The organism is Nocardia sp. NPDC050712, assembly GCF_040654295.1.
Classification (GTDB): Bacteria; Actinomycetota; Actinomycetes; order Mycobacteriales; family Mycobacteriaceae; genus Nocardia.
Genome location: NZ_JBFAHT010000008.1, coordinates 52,914 through 74,357, shown reverse-complemented (window position 1 = coordinate 74,357; position 21,444 = coordinate 52,914). Strand labels below are relative to the sequence as shown.

Annotated in this window: 23 protein-coding genes; 7 read left to right on the top strand and 16 right to left on the bottom strand. The window is 69.4% G+C overall.

Features of this window, described 5'->3' with window-relative positions; genetic code table 11:
* Positions 1-105: 105 nt before the first annotated feature.
* From AB0H76_RS38790 to AB0H76_RS38780, 3 genes are all read left to right on the top strand, one after another.
* Positions 106-570 (top strand): MarR family transcriptional regulator, encoded by a 465-nt coding sequence (locus AB0H76_RS38790; RefSeq protein ID WP_357332686.1) that lies wholly within the window; start codon positions 106-108, stop codon positions 568-570.
* 80 nt (positions 571-650) lie between these two features.
* Positions 651-1,802, top strand: a complete 1,152-nt coding sequence (locus AB0H76_RS38785) for an epoxide hydrolase family protein (RefSeq protein ID WP_357332684.1) — start codon at positions 651-653, stop codon at positions 1,800-1,802.
* A gap of 101 nt (positions 1,803-1,903) precedes the next feature.
* Positions 1,904-2,056 carry a hypothetical protein gene (locus AB0H76_RS38780; protein WP_357332682.1) on the top strand — a complete coding sequence of 51 codons (153 nt, stop codon included), beginning with the start codon at positions 1,904-1,906 and terminating at the stop codon, positions 2,054-2,056.
* A 7-nt stretch (positions 2,057-2,063) separates the two neighbouring features.
* On the opposite strand, the gene AB0H76_RS38775 is transcribed toward AB0H76_RS38780, so the two are convergent.
* The 4 genes from AB0H76_RS38775 to AB0H76_RS38760 are packed head-to-tail and all read right to left on the bottom strand — an operon-like array spanning position 2,064 to position 7,029.
* Complete coding sequence (locus AB0H76_RS38775) at positions 2,064-4,091, bottom strand: 5-oxoprolinase/urea amidolyase family protein (RefSeq protein ID WP_357332680.1); 2,028 nt, start codon at positions 4,089-4,091, stop codon at positions 2,064-2,066.
* A complete protein-coding gene (locus AB0H76_RS38770; protein WP_357332678.1) occupies positions 4,088-4,708 on the bottom strand; it encodes an urea amidolyase associated protein UAAP2 in 621 nt (206 codons plus the stop codon). The genes AB0H76_RS38775 and AB0H76_RS38770 overlap by 4 nt, the downstream gene beginning before the upstream one ends.
* A complete protein-coding gene (locus AB0H76_RS38765; RefSeq protein ID WP_357332676.1) occupies positions 4,705-5,457 on the bottom strand; it encodes a DUF1989 domain-containing protein in 753 nt (250 codons plus the stop codon). Before AB0H76_RS38765 ends, AB0H76_RS38770 begins: the two co-directional genes overlap by 4 nt.
* A gap of 42 nt (positions 5,458-5,499) precedes the next feature.
* Positions 5,500-7,029: an amino acid permease gene (locus AB0H76_RS38760; protein WP_357332675.1), complete on the bottom strand. Its 1,530-nt coding sequence runs from the start codon at positions 7,027-7,029 to the stop codon at positions 5,500-5,502.
* A gap of 197 nt (positions 7,030-7,226) precedes the next feature.
* Between AB0H76_RS38760 and AB0H76_RS38755 the strand changes: the two genes are divergently transcribed.
* A complete protein-coding gene (locus tag AB0H76_RS38755) occupies positions 7,227-7,886 on the top strand; it encodes a helix-turn-helix domain-containing protein (RefSeq protein WP_357332673.1) in 660 nt (219 codons plus the stop codon).
* Here the strand turns inward: AB0H76_RS38755 and AB0H76_RS38750 are convergent.
* The 8 genes from AB0H76_RS38750 to AB0H76_RS38715 all read right to left on the bottom strand — a co-directional run bounded on the left by AB0H76_RS38750 (position 7,883) and on the right by AB0H76_RS38715 (position 14,515).
* Positions 7,883-8,833 carry an aminoglycoside phosphotransferase family protein gene (locus tag AB0H76_RS38750; RefSeq protein ID WP_357332671.1) on the bottom strand — a complete coding sequence of 317 codons (951 nt, stop codon included), beginning with the start codon at positions 8,831-8,833 and terminating at the stop codon, positions 7,883-7,885. The genes AB0H76_RS38755 and AB0H76_RS38750 overlap by 4 nt on opposite strands.
* Positions 8,834-8,855: 22 nt before the next feature.
* Positions 8,856-10,286, bottom strand: coding sequence for a TerD family protein (locus tag AB0H76_RS38745; RefSeq protein WP_357332702.1), 1,431 nt, complete (start codon positions 10,284-10,286; stop codon positions 8,856-8,858).
* Positions 10,287-10,348: 62 nt separating this feature from the next.
* Positions 10,349-10,873: a hypothetical protein gene (locus AB0H76_RS38740; RefSeq protein WP_357332669.1), complete on the bottom strand. Its 525-nt coding sequence runs from the start codon at positions 10,871-10,873 to the stop codon at positions 10,349-10,351.
* Positions 10,874-10,937: 64 nt separating this feature from the next.
* The gene (locus AB0H76_RS38735; RefSeq protein ID WP_357332667.1) at positions 10,938-11,738 is read right to left on the bottom strand and encodes a family 1 encapsulin nanocompartment shell protein; all 801 of its coding nucleotides are present in this window, start codon (positions 11,736-11,738) and stop codon (positions 10,938-10,940) included.
* Positions 11,738-12,778 (bottom strand): Dyp-type peroxidase, encoded by a 1,041-nt coding sequence (locus AB0H76_RS38730; protein WP_357332665.1) that lies wholly within the window; start codon positions 12,776-12,778, stop codon positions 11,738-11,740. The genes AB0H76_RS38735 and AB0H76_RS38730 overlap by 1 nt, the downstream gene beginning before the upstream one ends.
* Before the next feature lie 50 nt (positions 12,779-12,828).
* The gene (locus AB0H76_RS38725; RefSeq protein WP_357332663.1) at positions 12,829-13,155 is read right to left on the bottom strand and encodes a cupin domain-containing protein; all 327 of its coding nucleotides are present in this window, start codon (positions 13,153-13,155) and stop codon (positions 12,829-12,831) included.
* Positions 13,156-13,229: 74 nt separating this feature from the next.
* Positions 13,230-13,715: a dihydrofolate reductase gene (locus AB0H76_RS38720; protein WP_357332661.1), complete on the bottom strand. Its 486-nt coding sequence runs from the start codon at positions 13,713-13,715 to the stop codon at positions 13,230-13,232.
* A complete protein-coding gene (locus AB0H76_RS38715; protein WP_357332659.1) occupies positions 13,712-14,515 on the bottom strand; it encodes a thymidylate synthase in 804 nt (267 codons plus the stop codon). The genes AB0H76_RS38720 and AB0H76_RS38715 overlap by 4 nt, the downstream gene beginning before the upstream one ends.
* Positions 14,516-14,560: 45 nt before the next feature.
* Here AB0H76_RS38715 and cobF point away from each other — a divergent pair, with 45 nt between their 5' ends.
* The gene (cobF, locus tag AB0H76_RS38710) at positions 14,561-15,295 is read left to right on the top strand and encodes a precorrin-6A synthase (deacetylating) (protein ID WP_357332657.1); all 735 of its coding nucleotides are present in this window, start codon (positions 14,561-14,563) and stop codon (positions 15,293-15,295) included.
* 40 nt (positions 15,296-15,335) lie between these two features.
* Positions 15,336-16,205 (top strand): DNA-formamidopyrimidine glycosylase family protein, encoded by an 870-nt coding sequence (locus AB0H76_RS38705; RefSeq protein WP_357332655.1) that lies wholly within the window; start codon positions 15,336-15,338, stop codon positions 16,203-16,205.
* Positions 16,206-16,216: 11 nt separating this feature from the next.
* On the opposite strand, the gene AB0H76_RS38700 is transcribed toward AB0H76_RS38705, so the two are convergent.
* Both AB0H76_RS38700 and AB0H76_RS38695 read right to left on the bottom strand, forming a co-directional pair.
* On the bottom strand, positions 16,217-17,728 hold the full coding sequence (locus AB0H76_RS38700; protein WP_357332653.1) for a carboxylesterase/lipase family protein: 1,512 nt from the start codon (positions 17,726-17,728) through the stop codon (positions 16,217-16,219).
* Positions 17,729-17,793: 65 nt separating this feature from the next.
* The gene (locus AB0H76_RS38695; RefSeq protein WP_357332651.1) at positions 17,794-18,999 is read right to left on the bottom strand and encodes a helix-turn-helix domain-containing protein; all 1,206 of its coding nucleotides are present in this window, start codon (positions 18,997-18,999) and stop codon (positions 17,794-17,796) included.
* A gap of 200 nt (positions 19,000-19,199) precedes the next feature.
* Here AB0H76_RS38695 and AB0H76_RS38690 point away from each other — a divergent pair, with 200 nt between their 5' ends.
* Entirely contained in the window at positions 19,200-20,591 is a 1,392-nt protein-coding gene (locus AB0H76_RS38690) for a lipase family protein (RefSeq protein WP_357332649.1), read from the top strand.
* A 377-nt stretch (positions 20,592-20,968) separates the two neighbouring features.
* On the opposite strand, the gene AB0H76_RS38685 is transcribed toward AB0H76_RS38690, so the two are convergent.
* Both AB0H76_RS38685 and AB0H76_RS38680 read right to left on the bottom strand, forming a co-directional pair.
* Complete coding sequence (locus AB0H76_RS38685) at positions 20,969-21,121, bottom strand: hypothetical protein (RefSeq protein ID WP_357332647.1); 153 nt, start codon at positions 21,119-21,121, stop codon at positions 20,969-20,971.
* Between the two features lie 38 nt (positions 21,122-21,159).
* Complete coding sequence (locus tag AB0H76_RS38680; protein WP_357332645.1) at positions 21,160-21,405, bottom strand: DUF2630 family protein; 246 nt, start codon at positions 21,403-21,405, stop codon at positions 21,160-21,162.
* Between the last annotated feature and the right edge of the window lie 39 nt (positions 21,406-21,444).

The window sequence follows — 21,444 nt, the reverse complement described above, 5'->3', positions numbered from 1 at the left end:
CCTCCAAGATATTTGATGTGAGGAATATTGCTTAAGCAAGTTTCTACCGGGGGATGTTCCCCATGTCAACTATCCGCATGGCAATCAGTGCGGTAGGTTGGCGGCATGGACCTGTTCGACGATCCCCGCCTGACCGTCATGGGCCTGCTCTTCGAGGCGCAGGAAGGCCTGACCGGCAAGCTGGAGGCGACCTGGAAGCCGCACGGCATGTCCGGGCTGGACCTGAACGCGCTGCTGCGCCTGAGCCGCTCGCCACAGCAGCGCCTGCGCATGACCGATCTGGCCACCCAGACCTCCCTGTCCACCAGCGGCGTCACCCGCCTGGTCGACCGGCTCTCGACCGCGGGTCTGGTTCGGCGCGAACTGGATCCGTCCGATCGCCGCAGCTCCTACGCGGTACTGACGGACGCGGGGCAGCGCCGCCTCGAAGATGTGCTCCCCGCCTACATCGCCGCGATCGAGCAGTGGTTCACCGGCCTGCTCACCCCGGCCCAACTGGACGGCCTGACCTCCGCCCTGCGCATCATCCGCGACAAGGTCAACCCGGAAGCGACGTCCCGGACGGACTGAGCGGCGACCGCGGCAATGCCCGGTAAAGGCCCGTTTCATTAGGAACGATTCCGTCCTAAGCCGTTCCTAGAGTTGTAGTCATGAGCAACGAGATCAGGCCGTTTCGCATCGACATCGCCCAGGAGCAGCTCGATGATCTGCGTCATCGGCTCGACAGCACGCGCATTCCGGCACCGCTGCCGGGAGATGACTGGGACACCGGCGTCCCGACTGTATGGCTGCGCGAGATGGTGGACTACTGGCGCGGCGGCTACGACTGGCGGGCCGAGGAGGCGAAGCTCAACGCGCATCCGCAGTTCACTACCGAAATCGACGGGCAGAACATCTATTTCCTGCATGTCCGGTCGAGTGTGCCGAACGCCGTCCCGCTGCTGCTGACGCACGGCTGGCCGGGTTCTGTGGTCGAATTCCTCGATCTGATCGGGCCTTTGACGGATCCGGCGGCGCACGGCGGCGATCCGGCCGATGCTTTCCACGTGGTGATTCCGGCGCTGCCCGGCTTCGGTTTCTCCGGCCCGGTGGGCGACAAGGGCTGGACCGTGCAGCGTATCGCCGCGGCCTGGGCCGAGCTGATGAACCGGCTCGGCTACCAGCGCTACGGCGTGCAGGGCGGTGACATCGGTGCGGCGGTGAGCCCGGAGGTCGCCCGGCACGCCCCGGATCGGGTGCTCGGCGTGCACGTCAACGGCACCCTCTCGTTCCCCGACATGCCGGTTCCCGAAGCGGAATTGGCGACCTTCACCGAGCTGGAGCGCGATCGGCTGCGCCGGATCGAGGCCTTCATGAACGAGGAGTTCGGCTACATCGCGATCCAATCCACGCGTCCGCAGGCCCTGGCCTACGGTCTGGTCGACTCCCCGGCCGGCCAGCTCGCCTGGATCATGGACAAGTTCCGCGAGTGGACATTCCCGCGAAATATGAACCCGGACAAGATCATCGACCGGGACCGGCTGCTGACCAACACGATGATGTATTGGCTCACCGGCACCGCGGGCTCGGCGGCCTACGTCGGCTACGCCCAAGACGCGCCATGGGGTGAAGCGAAACAGAATTCGGGAGTGCCCACCGCCGTGCTCTCCCTCGCGCACGACATCGGCATCCGCCGCTACGACGAGCGCGAGAACACCATCACCCGCTGGACCGACATCGACCGCGGCGGGCACTTCGCGGCCCTGGAGGAGCCGGAGATCCTGCTCGCCGATGTGCGCGAGTTCTTCCGAGACCTGCGCTGATCCAGGCGGATTCGACCGCTGTGCGCCGCTTCCGGCATGTCGCCGCCGGAAGCGGCGCACACTCGCAGGGGCAGGACGGTGGCCGAGCAGGGGTGAGCGCCATGACCGAGCCGATGCGCATGAGCGATGAACACCGCGAGGAATTCTGGCGCCGCTGTGGCTGGGCGCCCGATCTCCCCGCCGAGCAGCGGCGCGAGATCGAGCGCCGCTGGGACGACCAAGCCATCGATCTGGCCGAGCTTTTCGGCTGGTGACCCGCCCTCAGGCGAGTTCGCCCGCGGCCTGCCACGACGCGCGTTCCGCGGTGAAGGCCTCGGCTTGGACCGCCCGGAACTCCTCGATGGACGTGGCATTGGCGGCCAAGAACTTTCGGTAGTCCGCCAGGCGGAACTCGCCGTCCTCGGCCTGCACCTCGACCTTGCCCGCCGCGAAATCGGCGCGCTTGTCCAGCAGTTCGTCCGCCTCGACGGGATACCAGCGGATGCGGTCGAAATAGCGCAGCAGCCACGGGTTTTCCTCCGGGCTGACATCCGGCCGCCAGGCGTGATTCCACACCTGGGTGGTGCGGCCGACGAACTGGTAGCCGCCAGGACCCTCCATGCCGTAGATGCACAGGTACGCGCCGCCGATGCCGACCGCGTTCTCCGGGGTCCAGGTGCGGGCCGGGTTGTATTTGGTCGTGACCAGGCGATGACGCGGGTCGGTGGGCGTCGCGACCGGCGCGCCGAGATACACGTCACCGAGACCGAGCACCAGGTATTCGGCGTCGAAGACGGTCCGGTAGACGTCCTCGACGGCGGCCAAACCGTTCATGCGACGGATGAATTCGATGTTCCACGGGCACCATGGCGCGTCCGCGCGGACACCGTGCATGTAGCGGGTGATCGCCTCCCGGGTGGCGGGATCGTCCCAGGACAGCGGCAGGTGGACGGTGCGGCTCGGGACCACGAGCTCATCGGCGGCGGGCAGATGCCGCTCGGTCTCCGCCAGCAGCGCCAGCAGCCGGGCGATCGGCAGCACATGCGGATCCACGCGGACCTGGAACGAGCGGATACCGGGCACCATCTCGATGATGCCGGACACCCTGGCCGCGAGCAGGTGCTGGTGCAGCGCGTGGACGCGGGCGCGCAGCGTGAGATCCAGTGTCAGCTGGCCGTATTCGACGAGGACACCGTCGTCGCCTTGGCGTCGATAGGTGACGCCGATCTCGTCGTCGACGTCCGCTCGGCGCAGCACTCCGTCGTCGCCGTCGCCACCGGTCGATAACACCAGCGGCAGGTTGGCCCGTCGCGCCGCACCCAATTGCCTGGGGGAAGCCGCGTTTTCGCTGCGGATCGGGACGAAGCGCACCCGGTCGCCGGGTGCGAGCTGGCCCAGTTTCCACTTGTCGGCGGCGACCACGGTGATCGGGCAGACGAAGCCGCCCAGACTCGGACCGTCGGGACCGAGCAGGATCGGGGTGTCGCCGGTGAAGTCCAGCGCGCCGATCGAATACGCGTTGTCGTGGATGTTGGACGGATGCAGACCTGCCTCGCCGCCGTCGGTCCGCGCCCACTCCGGCTTGGGCCCGATCAGCCGCACACCGGTGCGATCGGAGTTGAAATGCACTTCGTAGTCGGTGCCGGTGATCGTCTCGAAGTCCCTGCGTGTGAAGAACTCCGGTGCGCCGTGCGGGCCCTCGGTGACCGCGAGTTCCCAGCGGTTGGTCAGCACCGGCTGGTCGTCCATCGGGACGCCCGCGGCGATCCGGGCGCGGGGTGCGCCGAGGGGGAGCGGTTCGCCGGCCCGCAGTGCGTTGCCCGTGCTGCCGCCGAACTTGCCCAGCGTGAACGTCGCGATGCTGCCCAGGTATTCGGGTAGCTCGATGCCGCCCGCGATCAGCACGTAGGTCCGCATGCCCGGACCTCGGATCGCCCCGACGTCGAGTACTCCGCCCGCGGGCACCCGCACTGTGCGCCACAGCTCGACGGGTGCGCCGTCGATCGTGACGTCCGCCGGCGCGCCGGTGACGCAGACCCACGTCGGCTCGGCGAACCGCAGCGCCGGTCCGCCCAGCGTGCACTCCAAACCGCCCGCGCCCTCGGGGTTTCCGAGGACCCGGTTGCCGAGCCGGAACGACAGGTCGTCCATCGGGCCCGACGGCGGAACGCCGATGTGCCAGTAGCCGACCCGGCCCGGCCAGTCCTGCACGGTGGTGAGCAGACCCGGGCGGACCACCTCGGCGATCCGGTGCGGTGCGGTCGCTTCGGCCGGTGCTTCGACCGGCGTGACCAGTTCGGTGATCGTCATCGCGACACCACCATGCGCACCGGCGTCGGATCGAATCCGTTGCAGGGGTTGTTGATCTGCGGGCAGTTCGAGACCAGCACCAGGGTGTCGGTCTCCGCGCGCAGCGTGACCTTCTTGCCGGGCGCGGACAAGCCGTCGACGATGCCCAGGGTGCCGTCCGCCTCCACCGGCACATTCATGAACCAGTTGATGTTGGACACGAGATCCCGTTTGCCCAGACCGTGTTTCATCGCCTCGGTCAGGAAGTTCTCCACGCACGCGTGCTGATGACGGGTGTGGTGCCCGTAGCGCAGGGTGTTGGATTCCTGCGAGCAGGCGCCGGCGATGGTGTCGTGGTTGCCGACCTCGTCCGCGAGCACCGTCAGCAGGGCGGTGCCCGAATCCGTCAGCAGCACACTGCCGGTGGTGAGGAAGATGTTGCGCTGCGCGGTGACGGTGGCCTGGGCGCTGTAGCGGTCGGTGTGGTCGGCCGCGTTGTAGAGCAGGCAGTCGACGGCCTGATTGCCGTGCAGGTCGATGATGTCGAGGATTTCGCCCGCACGGACCACCGTTGACCAGGGTGCGCAGGCGGGAACGGTTTCGTCGAGGACGATCGTGCGGGCCAGTGTCGTGCTCATGCGCGTGCCTCCAACGTCAGTGCGGTCCAAGCGGATTCGGTGTTCTCGACGGCCCGCTGGTACTCGGGATCGCCCGCGGCCGGCCCGCTCAGTTCCTCGGGCGCGGCCCAGGCGACCACGTCGAGGTCGGTGGTGGGCCGCTCATCGAGCGGATGCGGTGCGTTGGCCAGCAGCAGGACCACCGGCAGGTGCACCAGCAGATCCACCGAGCCGCCCGGTCCGCTGCCGCCGGTCACGCCGAGCGAGCCGTCGGAGCCGACTCGAACACCCCGGAAGAACGACACCGTCGGCGCGATATCCCGGGGCTCCAGGCCCTGTTTCACCCCGGCCAGGCGCAGCTGATCCCGCCCGGCGGCGGTCGGTCCGCAGAGCGTGTCGTGCTGCCCCGAGGTGTCGGCGACGAGGGTGGCGAGCACCCGGCCCTGATCCGAGAGCAGCGGGTGGCCGGTCGAAAGATAGGCCTGCCACGGCACTTTCACGGTGTCGGCGACATTGAGCCGCTCCCAGCGCGCCTCCGCGCGCAGCAGCAGCAGATGAGCGCAGGCCGCGCCGTCCGGGTCGCTCAGCCGGATCCGGGTCCCCCGGCCGAGCACGACGTTGGCATAGCCGCCGGACGGAATACGCTGTGCCCAGGTTACTTTCGCGGGATCGACACCGTCGGCCGCCGGGGTGACGAAGTTCGCGGCCGCCGCTTGGGCGCGGGCATGAGCGCGGGCGCCCACTGTCGACGATGTGCTCTGGTCGGTCATGATTCGCTCCCTGCGTTGGGACGGTCGGTTGCCGGGCGGGTACTAGGCGGGCTGAACGGCGGGCTCCTCGGCCGGGCCGGCGGCCACCGGCTCCGGTTTGCCTGTCACCGCGCGGTAGATGGCGAATCCGACTGCGGCACTGAGGACCACGAACAGTGGCGCGGACCAGAGCATCCACCAGCCGCCGCCCTGCGGCGTATAGATCTCCGGCCGCGGCCAGGCCAGGTTGATCGCCATGGCGATGCCCCACACGACCGCGCCGATGTTCACCGCGATGCCGAAGCGGCCCAGCGAGAACAGGCCCTCCTCGGTGCTCTCGCCCGGCCAGCCCTGGAAGCGCCGACGCAGCATCGGACCGGTGACCAGCAGGTAGGCGATGTAGAACATGACGACGCAGACGCTGGCCAGCGTGGCGAAGATCGCGGCGTTGCCCAGGTTGATCACCAGCAGCGCGATACCGGCCGCGCCGAACACCACCGCGGGCAGGATCGGGGTGCCGAAGCGCGGGTGCACCTTCGACAGGGCCTGCGCGAAGGGCAGTTTCCCGTCCCGCGCCATGGAGAACATCAGGCGCGACCCGGCGGTCTGGATCGCCAGGGTGCACACGAACACCGCGACCGCCACCGCGCACAGCAGCACCGTGCCCGCCGGGCTAAACAGCTTGGCGCTGATCACATAGGACAGGCCGCCGGTGCCGAGGTTGCCGTCGGTCAGGCTCGGGGCCGCCATCAGCGCGCCGAGCAGCATGAGCCCGCCGCCCAGGCCGGACACCGCGAGCGCGGACAGAATCGTGCGCGGCGCGACCTTGCGCGGATTCTTGGTCTCCTCGGCCAGCTCGCCCGCGGAGGAGAATCCGAGCATCACGTAGGCGGCCATCAATCCGGAGACCAGGAACGCGGCCATGTACCCGCCGGGGGCGGCCGCCTCGGTGTTCAGCACCACCTCGGGTCCGCGCTCGGCCTTGGTGAAGAACACGCCGATCACCGCGGCCACGCCGACGATCTCGATGGTGACGCCGATGGCGTTGATCCGGGCCATGACATCGACCCCGACCACGTTGATGAGCGTGGTCAGCACCATCAGCACGCTGCCGAGCAGCACCGCGTTCGCCGCGCCGGAGGTCGAGGTGAGCGCCGGATCGTCGCCGATCAGCTGGAATCCGCTCCACACCGAGGGCAGGACGACCTGCAGCGCGATCGCGGCCGCCGCAGCGGTGACGACCTGGGCGATGATCATCGACCAGCCCGCGAACCAGCCGACCAGATCACCGGCCAGGCGGCGCGACCACTGGTAGATGGAACCCGAAATCGGGTAGTGCGCGGCGAGTTCGGCGAAGTTCAGCGCGACCAGGAACTGGCCGGCGAACACCAGGGGCCAGGTCCAGAAGAAGGCGGCGCCGCCGAAGGAGTAGCCGAGTCCGAAGAACTGGAAGATCGTGGTGAGAATGGAGACGAACGAAAACCCGGCCGCGAACGAGGCATAGCGGCCCAGCTTGCGGTGCAGCACCGGCTGATAGCCGAAGCCCGCCAGGTCGGCGCTGTCGGAATCGGGTGAGTTCAGGGTGGTGGCCATGGGGTTCCTCCGGCGTGTGGCCAATATCTATCAGGTGACAGTTTTGCGTTCGCGATCGCGGTTTCGGTGTCGCGCGTGTATCGCTTACGGGAACGCCGGTAACTTCTGTGTTGCCCCGATTTCTGTCGAATGACAGAAACCTCACGGGTGGACGGCGGGCGGCGGGGAGCTTGCCGCCGCGATGACAGAATGGGCTGGTGACAAACCCCGGCCCCGGTCGTCCCCGGCTCGAACAGCGCACCCGGCGCGGGCAGACCCCGCGCGCGGAGATCCTCGACGCGGCCGGCGAGCTGTTCACCACCAAGGGCTACGCGAACACCTCGACCCGGGCGGTGGCCGACGCCGTCGGCATCCGGCAGGCTTCGCTCTACCACCACTTCGGCGCCAAGGACGACATCCTCGACGCCCTGCTGGGCGAAACCATCACCGCACCACTGGACCTGGCCCAGCGACTGGGCAAAGCCGCCGAACCCGCGCCGGTCCGGCTCTACGCCCTGGCGCTGTTCGACGTGCGCCAGCTCTGCGCGGCCCGCTGGAATCTCGGTGCGCTGTACCTGCTTCCGGATCTGCGCACCGAACGCTTCGAGGCATTCCGGCTGCGGCGCGACGAATTACGCGGGCACTACGAGGCTTTCGCGCGCGACGTGCTGGCCGCGGCCGGGGCGGCGGGTATCCCCGGCGCCGAGGTCCTGCCCTTCCGGCTGGTGGAAACCGTGATCAGCATTCGCTCCGACGAGAACGCCGCACCGGACTACGCCGAGCGCACCATTCCCGACGCGACGCTGCGGATGCTCGGCTGGCTGGGCGACCTCGACGAAATCCGCCGCGCGGCAACCGAACTGCTCACCGCGGTCTAGTCGCCCAGCCCGCCGGCGAACGGCATGGCGTGCCACTGTTCGATACCCGGGCGCAGCCATTCCACCAGCTCGGGGAGTTGCGGCGTGAGCGTGAGCGTGGCGATGATCCGCAGCATTCCCACGGCGTTGACGAACCGCAGCATATCCTCGCGCAGCGGCCGCATGCCGTTGCGCAGCGCTCCACGGTCGTATGCGGCTTCGTGCTCCGGCCCCAGCGCCGCGAGGTCCCACTCCACGGGGCCCAGCGTGATCAGCTCGAAGTCGGAGTAGCGGTCGCCGTCGACACCGGCGAAGATGTTGGCGGGCGGGGAGTCGCCGTGAATGGGCTGGAGATCGATGCCCGGGAACGCCGCCTCGAACGCGGCGCGCGAGCGCACCAGCGGTTCCAGGACGCGCCACTCACGCTGCGCGCGAGCCAGATCGGCCGCCTCGACAAGGTCGGGCCGCTGCTCGAGCTGGGCCAGCGCCGCTCCGACGAACTGGGGATCGGCGGCCGACAGGAACGTCAGCTGCCCCGAGTATTCGCGCAGCGCCGCATGCAGGTCGGCGACGCTTTCGGAGTTCGCCACATAGTCCGGGGCGCGGTCCCGGTCTTCCGCGAGGTACTCCCAGAACGTCATCGAGAACGAGCCGCGCCGCACGGGTTCGCGCGGCAGCAGCGGGCTGGGCGGGATCACCGGGGTGCCCCGGGCGGCGAGCCATCCGGCCACGTCCAGTTCCGCGCGCTGCCGCAGCGCGAGCGTGTCCGGGGTCTCGGTGGGCGGCAGCACCGTCGGAATCCGGGCCACCACCGGGGCGGGTGCGAGGTGGACGACGACGGAGAACACGTCGTGCAGCACCGTGGCATCGGCCACGATCAATCCCCGATCGCGGGCCGCCCCGACCGCCGCGTCCACGGCGGCCGAGGTCCGGCGTGCGAGTTCCCGAGGCGTGGCGAAATCGGTCATCGACCCATCGTGCCAGGGCGGATCAGCCCTTGCCGCGGCCCGCCTTGAAGCCGAAGTCCCACTGATAGATGCGTGCGATCTCCATGACGCCCGCACCCGGCTGTCCCGCGGGCGGCCGGATGAAGGTGCCCTCGCGGCGCACCACCAGCTCACCGTTGATGTTCTCGATATGCGCGAGCACCGCGTCCCGCGAATCGTCCTGGCAGCCGTCCAGGGTCATCTCGATCGGGGTGGAGTTCATCGGGTACAGCGTGACCGTGGCCTGCACGCCGCGGAAATCCTTGGCGCCCTCGTAGATCGAGCTGAACACGAGGATGCGCCGGAACTGGCCGGTGAAATCCAGGTTGATGTCCAGGTTCTCGCCGGTGGTGCTGGCGCCGGTGCGGTCGTCCTGATCCAGCCGGATGTAGGGCGGATTGGTGAGATCGCCGAAGGAGCGGTCCAGCGCGCGCACCGAACCGATACGGCCGTCGGCCAATTCGAAGAAGCAGCACAGGTCCAGGTCGAGCCCGCCGTTGCCGCCGCGAGAGCGCCGGCCGAACAGGCCGCCGCCGCGGGCGGGCTGGGTGGTGGTCCAGTTCAGGTTGACCCGCATGGTGCCGCCGGTCGCGCCCGACTTGGTCAGCGAGACCGAGGGGGATTCCTTGGTCAGCGAGATCTTGCTGAGATTGACCGGCGCGCCACCCGGGGGCGGCGGCGGGGCGAACTGCTGCGGCGGTTGCTGATACTGCGGCTGCTGGTACTGGCCCTGTGGGGGCTGCTGGTACTGCTGCGCGGCCGGCTGCTGGTACTGCGGCGGAGGCGGAGGCGGCGCGTACGGCTGCGCGGGCGGTGCGAATTGCGGTGGCGGCGGGGCGTACTGCTGCGCGGGCGGCGGCGTGAACTGCGGCTGCGGCGGCGCGGGCGGCGGCGCATGCTGCGGTACCGGCGGGGGAGCGGGGGCGTCGTCTACCGAAATCCCGTAGTCGGTGGCCAATCCGGCCAGGCCGGAGTCGTAGCCCTGGCCGACCGCGCGGAACTTCCACGCGCCCTGCCGGCGGTACAGCTCACCGAGCACGAACGCCGTCTCGCTGGTGGCCCCGGTGCTGTCGAACCGCGCCACCTCGGCGCCGTTGTTGGCGTCCAGCACCCGCACGTACAGGCCCTGGAACTGACCGAAGGTGCCGCCGTCGGCGGAGGCCGCGATGACGATGGTCTCGATCTGCGGTTCCACCCGGCCCAGGTCGGCCCAGAGCTGGTCCAGCACCGTTGGCCCCTGCTGCTTGCCTTCGTGGCGCACCGCGCCGGAGGCGTGCTGTGGCTGGTTGTAGAACACGAAATCGCTGTCGGAGCGGACTTTTCCGCCGACCAGCAGTAGCGCGGAGGCATCCGCGTCCACCCCGGGACCCGACTGCCACCCCAGTTCGATGCGGACCACGGGCATCGGCACCGGAACGTTGGCGCCCTTCATCATCGACACAGCACTCAAACTACTGGACCCCGGCCGCGCTCGTCACCCTATCCACGGCGGGCGGCTCATCGCGTCGGCGGCGCGATCCGCCAGTGCGTGCTCAGCGCGCCGGCGATCTCCGGGAGCACCGTCACCGGAATTCGTTTGCGCCGCAGCATTTCCCGGATCTCGGTCACCTGCTCCTGTTTGCGCAGGTCGTACGCGCCGGACACCGGTTTGGTCACCGGCGGGATCGACAGCAGCACCAATTCCCCGTGCGGTTCGTCACCGCCGGCCAGATCCAGCGCCAGCGCCCAGCGCTCCTGCTCGTCGAGGGAAAACCGCGCCGCCACCACCCGATCCCACGCGATGCTCTCCTCGTGCCAGGGCGTGCGGCGGTAGATCGCCCCCTCGGTCAGCACGATCGCGTCCCGCGCGAACAACGCCACCAGCACCGCGACCCCGGCCACCGCGCCCGCCAGCGCCCCGGTGAACACCCGATGCACCCCGAACACGCCGACCACACCCACGCACAGCACCGCGGTCACCAACAGACCGAGCCCGGAGTACAGCGTGATCCGCCGCCCCGGCACCACACCCGCGCGCACCATAATCAACCTCCTGCTTCGGCGGCTTCACGCTACCGCCTACCGGCAGGAGGTCAATCCTGGTCGATCAGGCTTCCAGCGCCACCGCGGCTTCGGCGGTGTAGACCTGGAACTGCAGGCTTTCCTGGAAGTAGAGCTGCACGCTCTCGGCGTCGTGGGAGAGGTAGCCGATGGAGATGTCCTGGCCGATGCTGAGGTCGAAATCGCCGCCGCGGGTGGTGAGGACGAAGGCGCCCGCGATGGCCGGGGCCCAGACGATCTTGCCCTCGGGGATCAGGCGCTCGATGTGGGTGCGGATGGGGTGGCCGTGGTCGGAGGTCTCGCTGACCGCGGTGTAGAGGTCGGCGCTGAGCAGCACCGAGTACGGGCCGTCGACACCGGCCAGGCGCAGCGCGCTCAGGGCCTGGGTGACGGCCTCGGGGACCTGTTCCGGGTCGGTCGGCAGCTTGATCGGGGCGTTGGACGCGCTCGCGCGCACACCCTCGATCCCGGCCGCCGCGTAGCCCTCGAAGATGGCGCGGTCCTCGGCGAAGGCGATCTTGCGGGCGGCGTCCTTCACCGGATCCAGATCGGCGTCCTGCGCGCCGCGGTCGACGTCGTCGAGCTCGTCGCGCGAGAGCGTGAACGGGACCCGCAGTTCGACCAGCGGGGCGACCACGCGCTGCCGGGCCCGCACACCCTCGTCGGGCGGGCTGATGGCCCGGGTGCGGCCCAGGCCGACCGCGGAGTAATCCTCACCGTGCGGACCGGACAGGTCCACGACCCGGCGGCCCGCGATGTGACGCTTGAAGGTGCGGCCCGCCTCTTCTTCGATCGCCTTCCACGCTTCGGAAGTGATCGGCGCCAGATCGCGATGGAGGTTGTTCATTACCTACTCCTTTTCAAGGTGCCGATGCCGAGTGATCCGCTGCCATTGTTCTGACTACCCACGTTTTGACTTCGAACGCCTGCCGGAACCGAAGATTCCGCCGGAGCCGCGGGCGGGTCCGGCAGCTCGTCGAAGAAATCGGCGGACGGTGTGAAGAACTGGGTGCCCGTCACAGCTGTGGAGAAATCCAGGATGCGGTCGTGCGTGGCGTCGTCGGTGCCGAGGAACATCCGCACGAGCATCGCGTCGGCGACATCCGGCGAGGCCGCGTACGCGATGTAGTACGTGCCGAACTCGCCCTCCTTGACGCTGCCGAAAGGCATGTTGGCGCGCAGGATCTGGCGTTGCGCGCCGGTCTCGGGGTCGTTGACGGTGTTCACCGCGACATGCGAATCGGCGGGCTTGTCGGCGTCGGAGAACTCGTAGTCCTCCAGCTTGGTGCGCCCGATCACGCGTTCCTGCTCGGGGACCGGCAGCGCCCGCCACGAGACCAGGTCGTGCAGGTATTTCTGCACGACCACGTAACTGCCGCCCGCGAATTCGGGATCCTCGTCGCCGATCAGCGCGGCCGACACGGCGAGGTGGCCCTCCGGGTTCTCGGTGCCGTCGACGAAGCCGAGCAGGTCGCGCTGTTCGAAGTAGCGGAAGCCGGCGGTCTCGTCGACCACGGTGGCCGCGCCGTCCAGGCGCTGCCCGATCGCCATCGCCAATTCGAAAGCGGCATCGGGGGTTTGGGACTTGATGTGGAAGAGCAGATCGCCCGGGGTGACCGGAGCCTGATGCTTGGGCCCGAAGTAACCGGGGAACGGCTTCAGCGCCGCGGGGCGCGGGCCGGTGAACAACCGGTCCCACGCGGCGGAGCCGATCGAGGTGACCACCGTCAGATCCGAGCCCGGGACGCGGAAACCGATGGAACGCCGGACCCCGGCCAGTTCCTCCAGCAACTCGCGGACGGCCGCCTCGCCACCCTCGTCGATGGTTACGACCAGAAAGGTCGCACTCGGTGAGAGTGGATCGAGGATCGGCTGCGGCTCACCCATGGGCAACAGCCTAGTAGCTGCCGGGCCCGGCTCCGCTCGTCAGCGTGGCCTTACTTGGCCACCGTCAGCAGGAACGCGACGTCCTCGTTGGCCTTCACACTGTGCCTGGCCTTGGGCACGACCAGCAGGTCACCGGTCGAACCCTTCCACTCGTTGCTACCACTGATCAGGGTCAGCGTCCCGCTGAGCACCAGCAGTGTGGCGTCGCCCGCATTGTCGTGTTCGGCCAGGCTCTGGCCCGCCGACAGACCGACGACGGTCTGCCGCAGCGAGGCGGCGTGACCGCCGAAGATGGTTTGCGAACTGCGCCCGCTGGTAGCCGTCGCGGCCAGCTTGAGCTGTTGGCGGGCAACCGCGGTCAGCGACTTCTTATCCATGGAGACTGCCTTTCGCGTATGTCAGGAGTATGCCCGACCGGCCCAGCACGCGGGCCGGGTTTGCGCCGGGCGAGTCAGCGGGTGTAGCGCACGATCCGGAAACGCAGACCGCTCGACGATTCGCGCCAGGCTTCCGGCACGGCCTGCCATTCCGGGCCGATCTCGGGGGCGTAGGCGTCGCCGTCGACGCGGGTGTCCACCTCGGTGACCAGCAGGTCGGTGGCCGAGGGCAGCGTCGCGCGGTAGATTTCGCCGCCGCCCATCACCCAGACATCGCCGTCGATCCGGGCCAGCGCTTCCTCGACGGATCCGGCGCGCTCCGCGCCCGTGGCCGCCCAGTCGGCCTGCCGGGTGACCACGATATTGCGGCGGCCTTCCAGCGGGCGGAACTTGGCGGGCAGCGAATCCCAGGTGCGCCGGCCCATGATCACCGGATGACCCCAGGTCGTGGCCTTGAAGTTGGCCATGTCCTCCGGTAGTCGCCACGGGATGGCGTTGTCGGCGCCGATGACGCCGTCGGGGGTCTGCGCCCAGATCAGGCTGATCTTGCGGGAGCTCACACCGCCACCGGCGCCTTGATCGCCGGATGATGCTGGTAGCCCACGACTTCCACGTCCTCGTAGCGGTACTCGAACAGCGAGGGCGCTTGCTTCAGGCGCAGCTCCGGGAACGGGTACTGCGGCCGGGTCAGCTGCTCGGTGACCTGCTCGAGGTGGTTGTCGTAGATGTGGCAGTCGCCGCCGGTCCAGATGAAGTCGCCGGGTTCGAGCCCGGCCTGCTTGGCCACCATGTGGGTCAGCAGCGCGTAGCTGGCGATGTTGAAGGGCACGCCGAGGAACAGGTCCGCGCTGCGCTGATACAGCTGGCAGGACAGCTTCCCGTCGGCCACGTAGAACTGGAAGAACGCGTGGCACGGCGCCAGCGCCATCTTGTCCAGCTCGGCCACGTTCCAGGCCGAGACCAGGATGCGGCGCGAATCCGGGTTCGTGCGCAGGGTTTCCAGCACCTGGCTGATCTGATCGATGTGGCCGCCGTCCGGCGTCGGCCAGGAGCGCCACTGCACGCCGTACACCGGGCCGAGTTCGCCGTCCGGGCCCGCCCATTCGTCCCAGATCGAGACGCCGTGCTCGCGCAGCCAGCTCACGTTCGAGTCGCCGCGCAGGAACCACAGCAGCTCGTAGACGATCGACTTCAGGTGCACCTTCTTCGTGGTGACCAGCGGAAAGCCTTGCGCGAGGTCATAACGCAGCTGATGCCCGAACACGCTGCGGGTGCCGGTCCCGGTGCGGTCCGCCTTCGCGGTGCCGGACTCCAGCACCAGCCGGAGCAGATCCTCGTACTGCGTATCGGTGGTCGCCACGGGTGACGAGCTTAGTCCGCGGCCGGCATGGAAAGCTCTCGGCACATGCGCAAGCTCTCTGTGATCGGTATCGGCGCGGGTGACCCCGATCAGGTCACCGTGCAGGCCATCAAGGCCATGCGCCGGGTCGAGGTGTTCTTCGTCATCGGCAAGGGCGCCGAGAAGCAGGAGCTGGTGGACGTGCGCACCGCGATCCTGTCCGAGCACATGGACCGCCCGTACCGGATCGTGGAGATCCCCGATCCGCCGCGCGACCGCGCACCGGAGGACTACCAGGGCGTGGTCGAGGACTGGCACGAGCGCCGCGCCGCCCTGCTCGCGCAGGCCTTCGAGCAGACCGAGGGGGACGGCGGCATCCTGGTCTGGGGCGACCCCGCGCTCTACGACAGCACCTTGCGCATGGTCGAGCGGGTGCTGGCGCGCGGGGTGTCCTTCGACTACGAGGTGATCCCCGGCGTGACCAGCGTGCAGGCCCTCGCCGCCCGGCATCGCATGGTGCTGCACCGCATCGGCGAGCCGGTGCACATCACCACCGGCCGCCGGCTGCGCGAGGAGGGGCTCGGCAGTTCCGCGGTGGTCATGCTGGACGGCGACTGCTCGTTCACCGAGGTCCCCGGCGACGACATCGAGATCTGGTGGGGCGCGTACCTGGGGATGCCGGACGAGGTGCTGATCGCCGGCCCGCTGCGCGAGGTGGAACAGCGGATCGTCGACGTCCGGAGCCGATTGCGCGCCGAGAAGGGCTGGATCATGGACGTCTACCGGCTGCGCCGCGCCTGATCACCGCTGTTTGTCGGTACCCGCGGGTAATCTGGACCGCGTGCCTGAGCTGCCGGAAGTAGAGGCGTTGGCGCAGTTCCTGCGGGAGCATGCGGTCGGCGCGGTGGTGGGGCGTGTCGATGTCGCGGCCTTCAGCGCGGTGAAAACGTTCGACCCGCCGGTCACGGCGCTGTCCGGGCGCGATGTCACCGGCGCGGGGCGCTGGGGCAAGTTCCTGGGGATGCAGTGCGACGGCCTCTGGCTGATCACCCATCTGTCCCGGGGCGGCTGGCTGCGCTGGATCGACGAACCGAGCCAGACCCCGCCGAAGCCCGGCGGCAAGAGCCCGCTGGCGCTGCGGGTGCATTTCTTCGATCCCGAGGGCGCCACCCCGGCGTTCGACCTGACCGAGGCGGGCACCAAGAAGCGGCTGGCGGTCTACATCGTCGAGGATCCGAAATCGGTGCCCGGCATCGCCCGGCTGGGGCCGGACGCGCTCGAAGTCACCGAGGAGCAGTTCACCGAGATCCTGCGCGGCGCCTCGCAGCGCATCAAGACGGCCATCGTCGATCAGACACTGCTCGCCGGGATCGGCAACGCCTACTCCGACGAGATCCTGCACACCGCCAAGGTTTCGCCGTTCGCCAATACCAAAACCATGCCCGCGCAGAAGGTTTCGGAGCTCTACGGCGCCATGCGGGAGGTGCTCACCGACGCGGTGCAGCGCTCGGCCGGCCAGGATGCCGCGCGCCTGAAGGGTGAGAAGCGCTCCGGGATGCGCGTGCACGCCCGCGCCGGGCTGCCCTGCCCGGTCTGCGGTGACACCGTCCGCGAGGTCTCCTACGCGGAGCGTTCCTTCCAGTACTGCCCGACCTGTCAGACCGGCGGCAAGATCCTGGCCGATCGGCGCATGTCCCGGTTGCTGAAGTAGGAGTTTCTCGTCTAGGTCAGCGTCGCGACCGGGACACCCTGCCAGGCAACACGTTTGGCGCTGTCCGGGTCGTGCTCCAGGCGGGTGGGATTGTCGATGATCAGCGTGGTGCGGCGCTCTTCGGTGTAGGCGGGCCAAGACGGCAGCGGTGCGCCCGCGCGGGCGAATTCCAGCCAGTTGTCCTGGAACTGGCGGGTCACCACGCGCAGCCCGCCGCGGCCGCCCGCGGCGGTGAACGCCCGGCCGATCGGCCCGTCGGTCGCGCCGAACACCGGGATCAGATCGGTGGCGTGGGTGGCGCCGACGCCGCTGAGATGCAGTGCGCGCGGGGCGAAGTCGTAGCGGTAGGCGTAGGTGGGCGCGTGCCGGCTGTGGCCCTCCATCACGGTCACCGACGGCCGCCAGAAGACATAGTCGCCGCCCATGCGCACCGCCACCTTGCCGCGTGGATAGCCGGGATAGGCGGCGGTTACGCGGGATTCGGCGCCCTTGCCCGCGTGCTCGAACACGGTGCGCAGCCGCTGCGGATTGGTGGGCAGGCCGTCGGCGAACTTGTCGAACAGGGCGCCCTCGTCCCGGCAGGTGCCGATGATGAGGGGCAGCCGGTGCGCGGTGCCGTCGGTGAACGCGTCGATCGGGGAGCGCGGGAGGAAGTCGCCGTCGACCACGGGGCAGGCGGGGAACAGGCCCGGCCGCTCGCGCAGCACCTCGCCGATGACGCGGGCGACCGCCTTGCGAATGTCGTTGGCGGAGGACTCGGTCAGCGTGCGGGCCGCGTCGGCGGGTGCGCCGCCGAGGGCCGCGAGGCAGCGGCGGGCGAAGGTCCGGCCGTCCTCGGCCGACATCGCCCAGTCGGCGGGCGGGCTCTGCGCGATACCGCGGTGGAACAGGCCTTTCGCGGCCGGCGTGGCGAACAGCGCGAGCACGGCGTGCGCGCCCGCGGATTCGCCGAAGACGGTGACGTTTTCGGGGTCGCCGCCGAAGGCCGCGATATTGCGCCGCACCCACTCCAGCGCGGCGACCTGGTCGCGGAGCCCGAGGTTCGAGTCGAAAGGCCGCGCGGGGGTGGAGAATTCGCCGAAGTCGACATACCCGAAGGCGCCTAGTCGATAGTTGATCGACACCACGACCACCTCGCCGCGCACCGCCAGCCGCGCGCCGGAGTACAACCCGAGCGCGGAGGTGCCCATCAGGTAGCCGCCGCCGTGGATGAACACCATGACCGGGCGCGGCGTCGACGCCGGCGTCACCGGCGCGGTGACGTTCAGCGTCAGGGAATCCTCACTGGTGGGCTGATATTGGCGCGGGCCGATGCGCGCACCCGCCCGATGCTGCATCGCGGCGAAACCGTATTCGGTGGCGTCGCGCACACCGGCCCACGGCTCGGCCGGTCGCGGTGCGCGAAACCGCCACTCGCCCAGCGGCGCCGCGGCGTAGGGCAGGGCCCGCCAGCGGTGCACGCGGCGGCCGCGCCGACCCCGCACCATTCCGTCAGCGGTCTCGATATCGGTCGTTGCCACCATCACTCGATGGTATCGAGCGGCGCAAGCTGGCCCAGACAGAAGTGACCAGATCGTGTTCCACGCACCTATTCCGAGGAATCGATATCGCTGGCGGTCAGCGCCGCGGCGAACAGCTGCGCGTGATCGGGGCGGCCCGGATCGTAGCCGGTGAGGGTGGCGATCCGGTTGAGCCGGTAGTTGAGCGTATTGCGATGCACCACAAGCGCATCCGCCGCCTCCTGGCGGTTGTATCCGTGCTGGATCAGGGCGCGCAGGGTGTCGAGCAGATGGCGGTGCGCGGCCAGTGGCGTGAGCAGCGACAGCAGCCAGGCGCGGGCGGGGCCGGGGCGGGCCAGCTGGTATTGCAGGGCCAGGTCGGCCATCCGGTACACACCCGTAGGCCGGTGCAGGCGGTCGGCCAGCCGGACGATCTCGCCCGCCTCCTCCGCGGCGGTGGCGACCTGCCCCGGGCTCGCCGCGACTGCGTGCCCGGCGACTGTGCGCAGGCCGGTCCCGGCCGCCATCCGGGCGACGAAAGCCTCGAGCTTGCCCGGTGATTCGGCGTCCGCGGACGGGACGAGGACCACGCCGCCGGAGCGCTCCATGGTGCTCAGGGCGCGCGGGGACAGCGCCTCGATCTCGGTGTGCGCGAGGCGCAGCACCGGGCGGCCGGTCACCGCGGGTCTGCCTTCCGGTTCAGCGAGCCGGAACACCAGCACCTGGAAGCCGCCGTCGAGGAAGATGCCGAACCGCTCGGCCAGCAGGTCGGCCGGTTTGCCGTGCACGAGCGCCTGTGCCACAGCGCGTTTGGCCTCGCGCTGCTCCCAGTGCAGGTCCTGGCGTTCGCGCAGGTAGGCGCCCGCGACGCCGGGTGTCACCGCGCCCAGATACCCGAGCACGTACGGCACGAGGGCCAGCAGCTGATCGCGGCGCTCCGGGGTATCCGCCAGCGCGGCCACCGAATTCCACGCCGCGGCGGCGCCGTGGTGATAGACCGACAGCACCGTGTCCAGCGGCACGCCCTCCCGGGCCCGGTGCACCGCGATCTCCACCAATTCGGTGACGTCGTCTTCGCGCGGCACCCGCCCCTCGATCACCGAATTCAGGAACAGCCGCAGATTCGCCTCGGCCGCCTGGGGCAATTCGATGCCGAGCAGCTCCGCGGGCAGCTCCTGATAGTCGGGCACCTCGCGGAAGACGCCGGACAGCGTGTCCCGGATCATGCCGGGCAGCAGGGCTTGCAGAAAATCGATGAACTCGGCGCCGATGGCGGAGTTCGGTGGCGAGGTCATCCGACATTGTTCGCACAGACAAACATCCGTGCGCAATAGCCGGACCGGAACTGCTTCTTTGGTGCACGCGCCCAAACTCGAATCCCGTCGAATGCACAAACTCGGCGCCCGAATCCTTGTCGAACGAACGGTGACCTGCGACACCTCCGTCTGGGACGGTGTAGCAATCCAGCGCCGCGCACCGGGAAATGAGAATTCGAATGCGACCCTTTCGAGCGACCCGCCTCGCCGCGGCCGTGACCGCCGTAGGCATCCTGGTGTCGATGTCGGCTCAGCTCACCGCCGCCGCGGACACCTCCGATCTGCGGATCGAGCCGGTGCCCGGGCTCACCCTGCCGCCCGAGCTCGACGAGTTCTACGCGCCGCCCGCCGGCATCGTCGCCGCGGCGGCGCCGGGGCAGGTGCTGCGCGTGCGGGCCATCGCGCCGGCGTTCTTCGGAATCGCACACCTGAATGTGGATGCGTGGCAACTGCTCTACCGCACCACCAATAGTTTCGGCGAGGCCATCGCCACGGTGACGACCGTGCTGAAACCGCGTGGCGCGCGGCCCGACGGCGGCCGGAAATTGCTGTCATACCAGATCGCGGAGGACAGCGCGGCGCAGTATTGCGCGCCGTCCTATGTCATCCAGGCCGGTGCCATTCCGGCCGATTACGTGAACGCCGCGGAGGTGCTCATTCCGATCGCGGCCGGGATCGGCCAGGGCTGGACGGTTTCGCTACCGGACTACGAGGGGCCGAATTCCGCCTACGCCGCCTCCCGAATCGGCGCGCAGGCCACGCTCGACGGTATTCGCGCGGTGCAGAGTTTCGAGCCCGCGCAGCTCTCGGGTGTGGACACGCCGACTGCGCTGTGGGGGTATTCGGGCGGGACCGTGCCGAGTTCGTTCGCCGCGGAAATCGCGCAGGACTATGCGCCGGAGCTCGACATCGTGGGGATCGCGGCGGGCGGTGTCGCGGCCGCGGACTGGGCGGGGGTGGTGCGCCACAACAACCGTGGCCTCTACACCGGACTGGTGCTCGGCGCCTTCGTCGGCCTGGCCAACGAGTATCCGGAACTGCGGCAGGCGCTGCGCGAGAACATGGACCCGCTGGGCCAGCTCCTGCTCGGCAGCAAACTCGTGCTCTGCCATCCGATGGGCACCGGTGTCGTGCCCTTCTACGACTACTTCTCCTCGTTCCGCGGCGGTGACCCGCTGGCCCACCCCGCGGTGCAGCGGGTCATCGCGGACAACTCCCTCGGCCAGCGCACCCCGTCCGTGCCCGTGTACATCTACCACGCCCAGAACGACGAGATCCTGCCCGCCGCCCCCGTCGACCGGCTGGTGGACGAGTACTGCGCCGAGGGCGCGCCCAGCGTCACCTACGTGCGGGAATTCCTGGCAGAGCACATCTCCGGTGTCCTCACCCACCTCCCCGCCGCGTTCCACTGGCTGCGCGACCGCCTCAACGGCATCCCGGCCCAGCCGGGCTGCACGATCACCAGCCCCACCACCGCCGCCACCGACCCGGAGTTCACCCAGGGGCTGAACGAACTCCTGCCGACCGCGGTCCAAGCCATCGTCGGTCAAGCCATCGGCGCGAACCGATAGGTCTGGTCAGGACGGGCGGCACTGCGCACACCCCACCGCGTAGACGTCGGAGAACACCCGCCCACAGTCAGGACAGACCTCGCCGAGCAGACACGCGGGCTCGCCGGCGGCCGGGGGCACGCTTGAATGCCGATCTTCCCGGGCGCCGGATAGGTCGGACCGGCCACTGCCCAGAGCATCGGACCGATCGCCGCCCGGGGGATCGGGTATGCCGGACCGATCACTGGCCGGGGCGTCGGATGCGCCGGACCGATCACTGGCTGGAGCGTCGGGTACCCCGAACCGGTCGCCGGCCGTGGGATCGGAAACGCCCGACCGGTCACTGGCCGGGGCATCGGGAACGGCCGTCCGGTCACTGTCCGGGGCGGGCGGGGGCGTCACTCGTCGGCGGGGCCTTCCGGGGTAGCGCCACCCTCGTCGGACCAATCGGTGCGGTCGTCGCCACCCTTGGCCGGGTCGCTCTGCACGTCGGCATCGGCCTCGGTGGGGCCGTGCTCGGAATCGGTGGTCTTCGGCTCTGGATTGCTCATTCCGGCGAACTACCCCGCTCGTCGATCATGAAACAGCGCTACTGGAGGTAGCCCTCGACCTGGCCGGCCGTGTTGACCTGCGCGTCCTCCGGGGCGCCGCCCGCGTCGATCCGCGCCCGGCGCTGGCGGAGCAGATCCCAGCACTGGTCGAGCAGCACCTCGAGTTCGCCCAACTGCTTGCGCTCGGCGACCGGGTCGACCTCGTGGGCCTCGGCCTTGGCGCGCAGCTCGTGCTCCGCGTCGACCAGTTGCTTGATACGAGCCAGGATGTCCTGTTCGGTCATGCCGACCATGCTATGCCTCCCGCCGCCCGCCCGGCTCGG

Coding starts and splice junctions, on each gene's coding strand:
- AB0H76_RS38780 (WP_357332682.1), top strand. CDS start 1,904: ATGACCGAGCCGATGCGCATGAGCGATGAACACCGCGAGGAATTCTGG.
- AB0H76_RS38700 (WP_357332653.1), bottom strand. CDS start 17,728: ATGGTGGCAACGACCGATATCGAGACCGCTGACGGAATGGTGCGGGGT.
- AB0H76_RS38685 (WP_357332647.1), bottom strand. CDS start 21,121: ATGAGCAATCCAGAGCCGAAGACCACCGATTCCGAGCACGGCCCCACC.
- AB0H76_RS38765 (WP_357332676.1), bottom strand. CDS start 5,457: ATGACCGACCAGAGCACATCGTCGACAGTGGGCGCCCGCGCTCATGCC.
- AB0H76_RS38740 (WP_357332669.1), bottom strand. CDS start 10,873: ATGGTGCGCGCGGGTGTGGTGCCGGGGCGGCGGATCACGCTGTACTCC.
- AB0H76_RS38690 (WP_357332649.1), top strand. CDS start 19,200: ATGCGACCCTTTCGAGCGACCCGCCTCGCCGCGGCCGTGACCGCCGTA.
- AB0H76_RS38785 (WP_357332684.1), top strand. CDS start 651: ATGAGCAACGAGATCAGGCCGTTTCGCATCGACATCGCCCAGGAGCAG.
- AB0H76_RS38775 (WP_357332680.1), bottom strand. CDS start 4,091: ATGACGATCACCGAACTGGTCACGCCGGTCGAAGCACCGGCCGAAGCG.
- AB0H76_RS38770 (WP_357332678.1), bottom strand. CDS start 4,708: ATGAGCACGACACTGGCCCGCACGATCGTCCTCGACGAAACCGTTCCC.
- AB0H76_RS38745 (WP_357332702.1), bottom strand. CDS start 10,286: ATGATGAAGGGCGCCAACGTTCCGGTGCCGATGCCCGTGGTCCGCATC.
- AB0H76_RS38760 (WP_357332675.1), bottom strand. CDS start 7,029: ATGGCCACCACCCTGAACTCACCCGATTCCGACAGCGCCGACCTGGCG.
- cobF (WP_357332657.1), top strand. CDS start 14,561: ATGCGCAAGCTCTCTGTGATCGGTATCGGCGCGGGTGACCCCGATCAG.
- AB0H76_RS38750 (WP_357332671.1), bottom strand. CDS start 8,833: ATGACCGATTTCGCCACGCCTCGGGAACTCGCACGCCGGACCTCGGCC.
- AB0H76_RS38730 (WP_357332665.1), bottom strand. CDS start 12,778: ATGGGTGAGCCGCAGCCGATCCTCGATCCACTCTCACCGAGTGCGACC.
- AB0H76_RS38695 (WP_357332651.1), bottom strand. CDS start 18,999: ATGACCTCGCCACCGAACTCCGCCATCGGCGCCGAGTTCATCGATTTT.
- AB0H76_RS38680 (WP_357332645.1), bottom strand. CDS start 21,405: ATGACCGAACAGGACATCCTGGCTCGTATCAAGCAACTGGTCGACGCG.
- AB0H76_RS38735 (WP_357332667.1), bottom strand. CDS start 11,738: ATGAACAACCTCCATCGCGATCTGGCGCCGATCACTTCCGAAGCGTGG.
- AB0H76_RS38725 (WP_357332663.1), bottom strand. CDS start 13,155: ATGGATAAGAAGTCGCTGACCGCGGTTGCCCGCCAACAGCTCAAGCTG.
- AB0H76_RS38790 (WP_357332686.1), top strand. CDS start 106: ATGGACCTGTTCGACGATCCCCGCCTGACCGTCATGGGCCTGCTCTTC.